The following is a 12850-nucleotide window of genomic DNA, read 5'->3' as shown; positions in this document are numbered from 1 at the left end:
TCAACCCAGCCTCGCCCGCGAACCAGCGTCAAACCCACTTCCGTACTGGGCTCGCGAACGCTCGCTACGAATCTCATGAATAATCCAGGCTAGGGGGTGGAAACCTTTTCGCGTACTTGATCGATCGTGAGCATGGACTGTTGGCCTAGTTTGCGGAGCAGGCTGTATTCCTCCGCGTTTTTATCGATCTCGTTGCGAGCGTAGTCGGGGCCGAGGGCATCGATGGCGCCTTGGAGGGTGGGCGGGTCCTGGAAGAGCAAGCCGTTGTTGGGATCGCTGGGGAATTCCGCATTCGGGAAGTGGGCCCAGTCGTCGCCTTCGATCGCTTGCTCGTAGCCATCCTTCTTGAAGCGATCGATGGCTAGCTTCCGCAGTCCGGCCTGGATGTCGGCGTATTCGGTTTCGCCGGCCAGGTTGACGCTTTCGCAACCGTCCTTGTAGAGCCATTCCTTGTCGTCCGGAGCGCTGTAGATATATTTCCAGTCCTTGTTGGCGACCATGTAGAGGCCGAGCTGGTTCTGGGAGAATTGGCTGTGCACGAAGCGTTCGCTGGGGTCTTGGGTTTGCAGCTTCTGCAGGCTGACACCCTCCAGTTCCTCGTTAACCTTGCCGCCGGCGATTTCCAGGAAGGTTGGGAAAAGGTCGAGCAAGGTGGATGCCTGGCTCTTTTTGGCTCCGGCTTCGAATACGCCCGGAAGGCGGGCGAGCATGGGAATGCGAACGGATGCGTCTAGCATGGATCGTTTTCCGTAGCAGCCGAAGTCGCCGAGCATCTCGCCGTGATCCGACGAGAATACGATGAGCGTATTGTCGATTTCCGAGCCGAGGGCGTCGAGCACGCGTCCAATATGGTAGTCCAGGTGCGAGACGACGCTGTAGTAGGCGGCTCTGATCATGCGGCTGAGGTGCTTGGAGCTGCCGGAATCCATGTACTTGTAGCGGCATTGGACCTTGCTCCAAAAATTTCTCTGATCCTCGTAGTCCTCTGGCAAATACGGTCCGTCCATCTCGTGCATGCGGTAGAGGCGCGACCAAGGGAAGGGGGCTTCGAAGGGAGGATGCGGTTTGATCCAGCTGCTCCAGAGGAAGAAGGGCTTTTCCTTGTCCCTATTCTTTAGAAACTCGATGGAGCGGTCCGCGACCCAGGCGTTGTTGTGCAGCCGGTCGGGGAGCTGGGAGGGTTGCGGCATGTAGTAGTGCTCGCTGCGGAAGCCGTAGGGGTCGTGCACGTGCTCGTATCCGTTTTCGACGAGGAAGTCTCGGTAGTCGTCCTTGCCGGACTCGCCCACCAGTTCCTCGGCATGCTCGCGCGTTTGGAAACCCCAGTCGCCCTTGGACTTGATAAAGTGCATCTTGCCGATGCCGTGCGTCTGGTAGCCCAGTTCGTTGAGGCCTTCCATGAAGCTGCCGCGATCGCATTGGATTGGCAGGTTGTCGACGCAGCCGGTCTGGTGCGGAGGAGCCCCGCAGGTCAAGGCATGGCGAGCCGGTACGCAAACGGGGCTCGGCGTGTAGCAGTGGGTAAAGGTGGTGCCCTCTCGGACGAGGCGGTCGATGTTAGGCGTTTTGATCTGGCTGTTGCCGAGAGCTGCTATGCAATCCGCCCGTAGTTGGTCGGTGAATATGAAAAGTATGTTCGGTTTGTTCGCGTCCATTTCTGTGAATCGAAAATTTCAGGAATCTGACGAATCGCTCGTCGGGGTTCGGGGCGGGGAAGGTAAGGATTTGAAAGGAGAATTGCCCCGGATACGAACTGAGGTTTGTGGTATCTTTTGTCCTTTTACGTTCTTGGGAAGCTGACTGTTTGCCTCTTTTGATGCAAAAAGACAAGAGAAGCAAAGACTGGCCATTGCATAAGCGGAGTTCGCTCAGGTAAGATCCTCGGCCTTTGCTCCGGTCTTCGCTGGAGCGTTTTCACGTTGTTTTTCCCCTCACTTTTTTTATGGCGAATCGTACATTATCAAGCGCTGATCGCGTGGTCGGCTTGCGTTGCGAAGGATTGGACCAGCCCCGTTTGCTCGAGTGCCCAAATCCTCGCTTTTCTTGGAAGATCGATTCGGAGCGACGAGGAGCGGCGCAGGTCGCCTATCAACTGCGCATCCGCTTGCTTTGCGAGGAGGGCGAATGGCTAGCGGATTCCGGCAGGATCGATTCCGAGCGATCGCAGTGGGTGCGTCTCGAGGGAGTGACGCTCGAGCCGAAGCGCGCTTATCTGTGGCAGGTTCGCATCTGGAACGAGGCGGGCGAGCTTACGGAATGGAGCGAGCTCGCTAGGCTGGATACAGGGCTGATGGGGCTGGCTTGGCCGGCGGCCTGGATCAGCGACGGCAAAGAGGTGGCGGTGGGCGAAGCGCCGCCGGCTCGCTACTTCAGCAAAGCCTTCGAGCTTCCGCAAAAAGCCATTCGAGCGACGATTTACCTGTCCGCATTCGGAGTGGTCCAGCCGTGGCTGAACGGCGATCGGATAGACGATGATTATTTGTCGCCCGGCTGGCCGGACTACCGGAAGCGCGTTTTTTACCAGAGCTATGAGCTCACGGAGAAGCTGCGAGTGGGTCGAAACGTAGTGGGTCTAGTCCTGGGGGATGGCTGGTACAGCGGCACCTTGTTCCTGGATCACCAATACGGTCCGACTCCAAAAGTCTCCGCTTTCATAGAGATCGAGCTCGAAGACGGCAGTATTCAAACTGTGGTTACAGGCAGGGAGTGGAGCTGGCAGGAGGGGCCCATTCGCGAGAACGGGATCTATCGAGGCGAAGCCTACGATGCACGCCTGGAGGACGCGAGTTGGACGGATCCGGCCGCAGCTCCAGGGGATACGATTCCCGTGACGCTCGAAGCGGACAGCGAAGTACCGTTTATGGCGAGATTGTCGCCACCGGTTCGGCGCATCGAGGAATTGCGTCCTGTTGAGGTCCGTAGCGCTCCGGACGGGAGTGTGATCTACGATCTCGGTCAAAACATGGTTGGCTGGGTTCGCTTGAAGGCGCGAGCGGAAGCGGGGCAGGAGATAGGGCTGCGTTTCGCTGAAATGCTGGAGAGCGACGGTTCCTTGCACACGGCGAACTTGCGCTCTGCCAAAGCGACGGCGAGCTACGTGGCTAAGGGCGGCGGAGAGCTTGAGACCTGGGAGCCTACTTTCACGTTTTTCGGTTTTCGCTACGTCGAGCTGTCGGGGGTGGAGGATCCGTTGCCCGATGCGATTACGGGAATCGTAGTGCATACGGACTTACAGCGTACCGGGACCTTCGAGTGTTCGAATCCGCTCTTGAACCAGTTGTTCTCCAATACGCTTTGGGGCCAGAAGGGGAATTTCCTGGAGTTGCCGACCGATTGTCCGCAGCGGGACGAGCGCCTCGGTTGGACCGGCGACGCCCAGGTGTTTTGTCACACCGCCCTGTATAACATGGATGCGGGAGTCTTCTATCGTCAATGGTTGGCGGCAGTGCGCGACAGTTTCAAGGAAGGGCCGGAAGGCGGTTTCGGCAGCGTCGCTCCCGTGACCGGCTTCGCCCATGGTTCGGCTGGCTGGGCGGACGCCGGCGCGATCGTGCCTTGGGTAGCCTGGCTGCATACTGGAGACCGATCCTTGCTAGTGGAAAATTTCGACGCGGTCTGCGATTGGATCGAGCTCATGCGGGAGTCGGCCCCGGAGGGGATCCGCATCAGCAAGGAAGGCTGGGGCGACTGGCTCGCTCCGTGGCATGCTCCCAAGGAAGCTCCGACTCCGTATCCATTGATTGCCACCGCTTACTACGCCTACTCGACGCAGATCGCGGTCTGGATGGCGGAGGAGCTCGGGCACGATCAAGTCGCTGCCGAGTACGGCCAGCTGCTGGCTGAGGTCAAGGCGGCCTTCCAGCGCGAGTATGTCGATACGGACGGCAAGATTCGCAGCGACGAACAAACAGCTTATCTCTTGGCTTTAGCCTTCGATTTGGTTGCGGAGGAACAGCGGGAGAAGATGGTGGAGCATTTGGTGAAGGCGTTCGAGGCGAAGGACAATCACTTGGCGACCGGCTTTATTGGAACGCCGCTTTTGGCTCCGGTGCTCAGTCAGGTCGGCAAGACGGACTTGGCTTACGAGGTGGTGCAGAAGGAGACGTATCCAGGATGGCTCTACAGCGTGAAGAACGGCGCCACTACCATTTGGGAGCGCTGGGATAGCTGGACTCCGGAGCAAGGCTTCAATCCCGGCGGTATGAATTCATTTAACCACTACGCCTACGGAGCGGTGGTTGGCTGGCTTTACGATACGGTTGCCGGCCTCAAGCCGGATCCGGCCTTTCCGGGCTGGAAGCGTTTCCGAATCGAGCCGGAGATCGGCGGAGGGCTGCGTTATGCCTCTGCTTCGCTGGAAACGCCCTATGGCCTTGCCGTTTCGGTGTGGAAGCGAAGCGAGGACGGCGTTCGGGGCGAGATTCGGATTCCGCCCAATGCGCGAGCCCAGGTTTCCTTGCCAGCTGTCTCCGTGGAAGGCGTGCGCATCGAGGGGACGCCCTTGGATCGATTTGAAGGCCCAGAGAACGTTCGCTGCGAATCGGGACGGGTAAGCTTCGACTTGGCTGCCGGAAGCTATCGCTACGAAATTCTCGTGTGATCCGATCAGAAGAACCAAAATTTGAATACAATTATAGATAATAGATGACTACCAAATTGCCCCTGTATCGTGACCCGAACGCTTCCCTGGAAGCTCGAGTCGAAGACCTCATTTCCCGCATGACCTTGGCTGAGAAGGTTGCCCAAGTGCAGGCGGTTAGCCTGCGAGATTCCACTGCGGAGGAGGAAGGACTGGCGGGCATCGTCAAGGCGGTGCGGGACGGCATCTCGCAGGGGATTGGCCAGATCGAGAACACGTTCGATCCGCGAGCTCCCGAGGAGAGCGTACGCGAGGTAAACGACTTGCAGCGTCAGCTGCTGGAAGAGACGCGGCTTGGCGTTCCGGCCCTGATCGGCAGCGAGTGCGCCCATGGGCATGCGGGCTTGGAGTCGACGATCCTGCCGGTTCCGCTAGCGATGGCGTCGAGTTGGAATCCCGAGCTGGTGCGCGAGGCGTTCGATTGCGCCGGCCGCGAGGCGCGGGCCCGCGGAGCGCACGAGGCCCATACTCCGGTTTTGGATTTGGGACGCGATCCGCGCTGGGGACGCATCGAAGAGACCTTTGGCGAAGATACGCATCTGGTTACCCAAATGGGATTGGCTGCGGTTTCAGGCTTGCAGGGTGGCTGTAGTGGCGAGCCGGGGACGAGCCATATCATTTCCGCTCCCAAGCATTTCGCGGGCTACGGTCAGGTGGTGGGCGGACGTAACTTCGCGGCAACCCCGATCGATAGCCGCACTTTGCACGAAGAGGTGCTGCCTCCTTTCAAGGCGGTGGTGCAAGAGGCGAACGCATTGGGCATGATGGCCTCCCACTGCGAGGTGGAGGGAGTGCCCGCTCACGGGAATCGTTGGCTGTTGACGGATTTGCTGCGCGGCGAGTGGGGATTCAAGGGGTATGTGGTTTCCGACTACAACGACGTACCACGCCTGGAATTCTTTCAGCGGGTGGCTGAATCGGTGGAAGACGCGTGCGAGATGGCTCTGAGCGCCGGGATGGATGTGGATTTGCCGGTTGCGCAAGGGTACCAGCACTTGCTTAAGGTAATTGAGGAACGTCCGGAGCTGGAGGAGCATCTGGACGTGAGCGTTCGGCGAATCCTATGGCTGAAGTTCAAGCTCGGACTGTTCGAGAATCCATTCGTCGACGAAGAAGAGGTGGGCTCCGTGGTGGATAGTCCGCGGCACCGCGAGATCGCGGAACGAATCGCTACCGATTCGATTGTGATGTTGAAGAATGAAAACGAGTTGCTTCCCTTGAAAAAGGGCAAACTGCGATCGATGGCGGTGCTTGGCCCGAATGCGGCGACCAAGCAGGTCGGCAACTACACGGTCGGACGCTCGCAGATCGCGAGCTTTCTCGAAGGATTGCAGGACGCGGCAGGCGACGGCTTCAAGGTTTCGCACGCTCCTGGCTGCGCGATTGCCAAGGTCGGTTGGGACGGAAAGCGTTCCACGCTAGAGCAGCGTTCCATGGAGGAGGAGGAAGCCTCGATCGCGGAGGCGGCGCAGCTGGCGGCGAATGCGGATGTGGCGGTGGTGTGCGTGGGCGGGACCACGGAGACCAGTCGCGAGGCCTTTTTCGTAGATGGCATCAAGGGCGATCGGGCAACGCTCGGCTTGCTCGGCAACCAGCTTGAACTGGTGCGGCGAGTCGTGGAGACCGGAACTCCGACCGTCGTGGTTTTGCAGGGTGGTCGCCCGTATTCGATCCCGGAGATTGAGCGTTTGCCGGTGGCTATCCTGAACACTTTCTATCTCGGGCAGGCCAGCGGGACTGCCTTGGCCAAGATCGTGTTTGGGGAGGTCAGTCCGAGCGGCCGGTTGCCGGTCACGGTACCGCGCTCCGTGGGGCAACTCCCCATGTACTACTCGCAGAAGCGAATTTCCTTCTACAAGGACTACTTGGACGAAGAGCCGGGGCCGCTTTATCCTTTCGGGTTCGGGCTTAGCTACGCTCGCTTCGAATACAGCGAGCTGCGCCTGCAGTCTCCCGAGATTTCTCGGGGAGAGGCGCTGCGCTTTAGCTTGAAGGTCAGGAACGTCAGCGAGGTAGACGGAGCGGAAGTGGTGCAGGTGTATCTGCGCGACAACTACGCTTCGGTGGTGCGTCCGGACAAGCTCCTCGTGGCATTCCAGAAAGTCGACCTCAAGGCAGGCGAGCAGCGCGAGCTGGAATTCGTTCTCAATCCGGAAAAGGACATGTCCTTCATCGGCCGTGAGGGATCGGTTTGCGTCGAGCCTGGGACTTTCGAACTGGAGATCGGCAGCTCTTGCAAGGATGTGCGCCTTGAGGGCAGTTTCGAGTTGCTTGACTAAGGTAGGCAGGAAATTGGATGCAAAAACACAAGGAATTCCTAGCCTCTCCATTGGCGTTTCAGTTGGTTCTGGTCTAGCTTCGAGAATTGGCGGTTCCTGCGCTTTGGAAGCAGGGACCGATCCGATCCCCAACCCCTAGCCAAAGTGTGACCCACTGTTCGCATTAGCCTTCAGGCATCTCACCAGCAATCGATGGAAGCTACAAAAGAAATGGAAACGAAAGCGGCGGAAGCGCCTAGCAACGAATCGAAGATGAAAAAGTTCTACGGTCCGGGCGGTTTCGCGGAAAACATTTCCGTGAATGCGGTGGCGCAGCTGGTTAACCCGGTGTTCGCGATCGCTCTCGGCGTCGACCCGGTGCTGGTCGGTTGGGCCATGGCGATACCGCGCTTGCTGGACGCGTTTACGGATCCGCTGATGGGATCTATTTCCGACAACTGGAAGGGGCGTTTCGGGCGTCGTCGCCCGTTCATGGCCTTCGGGGCGCTTTTCAGCGGTCTGTGCGTGGCCGGGATCTGGTGGACGCCGGAAGCCGCGTCGACGGATTTCCAATTCTATTGGCTGCTTTCCGCGTTACTCGTTTCGACGGTGGGCACTACCAGTTTCGCGGTTCCCTACGTTGCCTTGGGGATGGAAACCGCTTCCTCCAAGCACCAGCGCACGGCATGGATGGCTTGGCGTTCCTTCTTCCACAAGCTATCCGGAGTCGGGGTGCAGTGGATGTATTATTTGGTGACGCTTTCCATTTTTTCCGGCACGCTGATGGGGGCCAAAGTCGTGGGGGGCATCGTGGGCTTGGTCATCGTGGTAACGGGATTGCTGCCCGCCATCTTCATCAAGGAGAAGGACCATCCGGCTCAGACCATCGAGCGAGTTCCTCTGCTGAAAAGTTGGAGCCTGACCTTGAAGGATCGCAACTTTCTGGTGCTCGCGATCGCTACGGTACTGATTTTCTCGAGTATCCTTTTGGTCGATACGCTCGGCTTTTTCCTGATGGTCTACAACGTGTTTGGCGGGGACGAGGCCAAGATGGGATTTTTCAAGGGGATCGGCGGTTCCACCTTTCACGTGGTGGGGATTCTCTGCATTCCTCTGATGGCTGCCTTTGCCAAGAAGATTGGCAAGCGCCGGGCATTCGAGTTTTGTACGGCGTCGATCGTGGTCGGCGGCATCGTAAAGCTTTTTGTGTACGTGCCGAACGCGGATTGGTGGGTGATCGTTCCTAACTTTTTCTTGGCTCCCGGATTAGTGGCGGTGATCGTGCTGGCGCCATCCCTCATGGCCGACGTCGCCGCTTACGACGAAGAGCAAAACGGTACTTCGCGCCAAGGCATGTATGCCGCCAGTCTCGCATGGGTCACCAAGTTAGCGCTTTCGCTCACGTCGGTAGGATCTGGATACGTGCTGAAGTTCTCCGGTTGGGTTCACGAAGCTGGCATCGATCAGGCTCCGGGCACTTTCGATAAGATGCGTTGGGTTTTCAGTATGGGAACCATAGTGCTGGCGATTGCGGCTTCGCTCGTCTTGCGGCTCTACAACTTGGATGAAAAGGAGAAGTCCGTTTAAGCTGCCGCTCGCAGCAATTTGTTTTAAGATGAAAAAGATAACTGTCTACTCACTTGTTTTGGCAACCCTCTTGGCGATGGCTCCAGCGGCTTTCGCGCAAATCAAGCACGGCCTTCGCGACGAGCAGGGGCGTCATGTCGTGCCGCGTGGTTTCGTAGTGAATACGAACGATGCCATGGGGCAGATCGAGTTTTTCGAGGACGACTACGCGCGCATGGTCCGCATGGGCGCGAATTTCCAGGTGATTCGTCTGGAGCTGGGTAGGGTGAGCGAGTTTCCTGGTTGCCAAGTGGAGGAGGCTTATTTGCAGAAGCTCGATCGGTTGGTACGTCGCGGTCGAGAAGCGGGAATCCAGACCGTTTTTAAGATGACGGTCTACGGAGCGAAAGGCTTCGGCTGGGAGTCGTTCTGGGCAAACGAAAACAATGCCCAAGGCACCTACCTAGACGCCTGGAAGGTAATCTGGGAACGCTATCAGGACAATGTATTCGTCGTTGGATACGATTTGGTCAACGAACCGCGTAAGCTAACGATGGATATCACTTACGACGAACTCACGGAAAACTACCTGGTGCCGTACTACGAAAGGTTAATCGATGCGGCTAGCGAATACAGCGATTCGAAACTTTATTTGTGCCAGACCATTTTCATGAACAAGGGGGAGGCGATAGAGTTCAATCAATATGCGGAAATAAAGAAGCCGATCGATCGCCCGAACGTGGTATTCGCCCCGCATATCTATCAGGAAAAGCTGCCCTATATCGAGCCGACCATGCAGCGTTTCGATAAGGAGTCCGACATGCTCAATGCTCCGATCCTGATTGGTGAATGGGGATTTCCTACCTACCGCAGCGCCGATGGATCCGTGTCGGAGCAACTTGAATACATCTCGCACTATACGCGGACGGCTGAGATCTTCGATCAGATGGGAGTCGGTTCCATCAAGGCCTGGTTCTTGGGGACGCGGAAGTACAACAACTTCTTGCCGGGCGGCGAGTCGACTTGGGCAATCTTCGTGGACGAGCAAGCTGCGGGCACGGTAGAGAGAAAGTACATCACCGATATTATCTGCCGCCCGTACCCGCAGTCGATAGCGGGAGACCTGATGTCTTTCATGTACCACCACGCCACGCGTACGCTGGAGGTTGCAGTGAAGGCGGACAACAGCAAGGGCGCCTCTCGGATCTTCGTGGCCGCGGATCGCCATTATCCGGACGGCTTTACGGTTTCCTGCGGTGATGACCTGGTTCTGACCATGAGCCCTTTGGACAACGGCAGGCTGCGCGTGGTGAAGTCGCCTCAGGACAGTTCGCCCTCGGATTTCGTATGGAACGTAGCGACGCAGCAGCTAGTGGTTTTGCAATGGCCGCTTGATGGCGAGGAAATAGCCCTGACGATCAGTCCGGGGATCGCTGTTAGCGAGTAGACGTATCTCGAATCCGCTTCGCATCCGGTATTGTTGCGCTGGATACGGAGCGGCGGTTTCCCGCTCTGGCAGCAAGCTCTACTCTGACGAGAGCTGGATGGGCCCGTGGTTAACGCGGAACGCAGTGGGAGAAACCTTCATGTGTCGACGAAAGAGCTTCGAGAAGTGGTAGGGATCCGAGATTCCTACGGCTTGGCCTACTTCGGCGATGGAGCGGGTGGTGCTTAGCAGGAGTTCGCAGGCCTGTTTGAGCTGGCGGTTGATGATGTAATGCTTCGCGGAAATGCCCATGTGGTGGCGGAAGAGCTTGAGCACGTGGGAGCGGCTGCGTCCGATCATGTCGGCCAGTTCGGCCACAGTGATGGAGCGCATATAGCGGGCTTCCACGTGGGCGACCATGCGGATGAGTTCTTCCGGGTAGTTTTGATTGCTGAGCTTGTCGCTGCTCTTGAGTCGCATTAGCTCGCCAACGAGAAGGCTTCCGAGGTGGCGCGCTTCGGATTCGATGCTGCCTTTGCTGCGCAGGAAGCAGCGGATGATATAGTCCAAGAGCAAGGCAATGTTGTCGCTCGCCTTGATCTTGAAGTGCACGACGCCATCCAGGCCGGGCCAGTCGACGTCGGAGCGGTCAGGCGAATCGAAGGCTTCGTCGCCTTTTTGGTGGGGAACGTTGGGTATCCACTGGGAGCCGACGGTGTAGTTCGGCACCAGGTGCACGTGTCCCGTGAACATGGGATCCGCTTTATCAGGTTGGTAGCGGATGTTTCTGTTCCAAGGAAGCAGGTACAGGTCCTGGGCGTTCAAGGGGTACTCGACGCCATTTACGATGAAGCTGCCTCGTCCGCTTTTGCACCAAAAGAAGGCTCGGCTCTGTACGGAAGGGTTGGTGAAGGTACGGTGGCCGGAAAACTGGAGATAGCCAGCTCTGCAAACGGCTGGAGAAATGTCGGCCGGTGAAGGTCGTGAGGGCTCTTCAGATAGGGGCATGGAAGCATTTGTACAAATAAAGGGGGGTCTGTCTAACTCAAAATGCAGTTGGAACCGCCTGGGGGGCCCTTGGAATCGGGGGCTTCACCTCAGCGGGGAATGCATTTCGCAGCGCGTGCGATGGTCCTACCCGTTAGAGAGCAGATTCCGCTGCCTTTGAAAATTACCAATCGAGGTGGCGGACCTGTATGGAAAATGGGGATACGAAGCGCTATTTACTGGGCGCTGGCGGCGCTTTGCTTTTCGAGCAAGCGCTTTTCCAGCTGGACGAAGTTGGCGGCGTTGCGGCCGTTCTTTGCTAAGGACGCGAAGCGCTCTACGACTTTTAGCGCTATGTCGTAGCGGTCCGTGCGCTCGAAGTAGAGGGCGATGTAGAAGGCGAGCTGGGCGCTGTCGGGGAATTCCTTGAAACCGTCTATAACGATGCTGAAATCGCTGTCGTTGAGCTCGAGCCGCGAGGCGAGAAAGACCTCGCCGAAGTGAGCGTAGACCTCTGGGGAGAAGGGGCCTCCGAGCTCGAGGGCTTTGTGCAGGGAGGCGAGCGCGGCTTGGGAGGTCGCTATATCGTATTGCCCGTAGTTTAGCTTGTTTTTGGGATTTCGCAGGCGGAGCAGGCAACGGGCGTGGTAGAGGTGGGTCGCGGGAGAGATGCTGCCCAGTTCGATGGCTTTATCGAAGTAAGGGAGCGCGGAATCGTAGTCCTTTTGCGCGAAGTAGAAATAGCCGTTGTAGGCTTGTACCATGGGATCCTGGGGGTCTGCCTCCATGGCTTTGGTCAGGTGGGAGAGGGACGCCCGCGGTCCTCTCGTCTTCAGGAGCAGGGAACCGTAGATGAGGTGGGTTTCCGTTTCCGTAGCGGGAAGGAGTTCGATCTCGCTCTCTTCCGCCTCGGCGGGAATGGGGTAGGCCCTTTGGGTGAAGCGGCCAGCCCGGGCGTAGCCGCGAAGGCGTTTTGCGAGCTCCTTGTAGTCGAGTCCGAGGGTTTGTTTCACCTGCTCTTCGTTGGGGTGGGGCGTGGTCAGGGCTAGGGAAATGAGGCGGCGTAGCATGTCGTCGCCCAGATCGTGCTTCCCGTAGGTGAGATAGTGGAAGAGAAGCCAGGCTTGGGAGTAAAGCATGCTTCGCCCGTGGGCGGCTCCGTTGTAGAGGTCTGAGTTTCGAGTGGTCCGGAAGAAGGTGTCGAAGTCGAGCAGGGATTCGTTGCGAACCATGTGGATGCGGTGATCGTGGACGCCTCCGAGCAGGATCCGGTTCTCCTTTTTTATCTTCTTGTATTCAATTTTGCTGTAGAGTTCGGCCAAGCCTTCGGAAGCCCACGGCGCCAGGTAGTAACCTCGGTTTCGCGTGATGAAGTGGATGTACTCGTGGTTCAGCGTGTGCTTGATCCGATCGAGCTCGCCAGTGGCGATCATGCACAGGAAGGATCCTTCTCTGTCGCCCGAGAAAAAGCCTGGGTTGTCCTTAGGCTTCCCATCGAAGAGGGGCGCTATCTCCTTTAGGGATTTCAGGTCCTTGAAAATGTATACGCGCAAGGGGTTTCTTTGTTCGCCTGTGAGGGCGGGAAAGAGCGTGGCGAATAGCGCTCGGGTTGTATTCAGTTCGTGGTACAAGGCCTCGGTTTTCGATTGGGAGGCCTGGGAGTAGATGATGAAATGTTCGTTGCTCGCTTTGCTCCATTCGCTCTTCGAAAAGGCGGAGCTCAGGAAGGAGAGGGAAAGCAGGGCGACGAGGGCGAAGGGCGTGACGCGGCGTAGCGGATAGCGCGAAGGCGTTTTCATGGGGAGGAGGGGGGGGAGGATTGGATACAGTGAGTTGGAGCTGCATCGAAATGCAGCTGTGGTTTGTTTTTGAGAGGGACGGCTCTGTTTCAAGCAGAAACTTCAATTTAGTCCGATGGCAGCAGCGCGCTGCGAAGGTCGGACTGGAGCGAATGCGGCGGGGCGGCAGCGGCGT

7 protein-coding genes are annotated in these 12850 nt (G+C 57.9%); 4 read left to right on the top strand and 3 right to left on the bottom strand.

Annotated elements, in window-relative coordinates:
- Positions 1-89: 89 nt before the first annotated feature.
- Complete coding sequence (locus QEH57_RS20990) at positions 90-1655, bottom strand: sulfatase-like hydrolase/transferase (protein WP_309008752.1); 1566 nt, start codon at positions 1653-1655, stop codon at positions 90-92.
- Positions 1656-1942: 287 nt separating this feature from the next.
- Between QEH57_RS20990 and QEH57_RS20985 the strand changes: the two genes are divergently transcribed.
- The 4 genes from QEH57_RS20985 (at position 1943) to QEH57_RS20970 (ending at position 9910) form a co-directional block, all read left to right on the top strand.
- Entirely contained in the window at positions 1943-4600 is a 2658-nt protein-coding gene (locus tag QEH57_RS20985) for a family 78 glycoside hydrolase catalytic domain (protein WP_309008751.1), read from the top strand.
- Between the two features lie 44 nt (positions 4601-4644).
- Positions 4645-6918: a glycoside hydrolase family 3 N-terminal domain-containing protein gene (locus tag QEH57_RS20980; protein ID WP_309008750.1), complete on the top strand. Its 2274-nt coding sequence runs from the start codon at positions 4645-4647 to the stop codon at positions 6916-6918.
- 210 nt (positions 6919-7128) lie between these two features.
- On the top strand, positions 7129-8484 hold the full coding sequence (locus tag QEH57_RS20975) for an MFS transporter (RefSeq protein WP_309008749.1): 1356 nt from the start codon (positions 7129-7131) through the stop codon (positions 8482-8484).
- A gap of 28 nt (positions 8485-8512) precedes the next feature.
- A complete protein-coding gene (locus tag QEH57_RS20970; protein ID WP_309008748.1) occupies positions 8513-9910 on the top strand; it encodes a cellulase family glycosylhydrolase in 1398 nt (465 codons plus the stop codon).
- A gap of 78 nt (positions 9911-9988) precedes the next feature.
- Here the strand turns inward: QEH57_RS20970 and QEH57_RS20965 are convergent, their stop codons facing one another.
- Together QEH57_RS20965 and QEH57_RS20960 are read right to left on the bottom strand one after the other, a co-directional pair.
- Entirely contained in the window at positions 9989-10897 is a 909-nt protein-coding gene (locus QEH57_RS20965; RefSeq protein WP_309008747.1) for an AraC family transcriptional regulator, read from the bottom strand.
- Positions 10898-11112: 215 nt separating this feature from the next.
- On the bottom strand, positions 11113-12675 hold the full coding sequence (locus QEH57_RS20960; protein WP_309008746.1) for a hypothetical protein: 1563 nt from the start codon (positions 12673-12675) through the stop codon (positions 11113-11115).
- Positions 12676-12850 lie beyond the last annotated feature (175 nt).

Origin of the sequence: Pelagicoccus sp. SDUM812005, assembly GCF_031127875.1 — a bacterium.
Taxonomy (GTDB): Bacteria; Verrucomicrobiota; Verrucomicrobiia; order Opitutales; family Opitutaceae; genus Pelagicoccus.
Note: the sequence above shows the minus strand (reverse complement) of the source record. Positions and strands in the feature narration are given on the sequence as shown.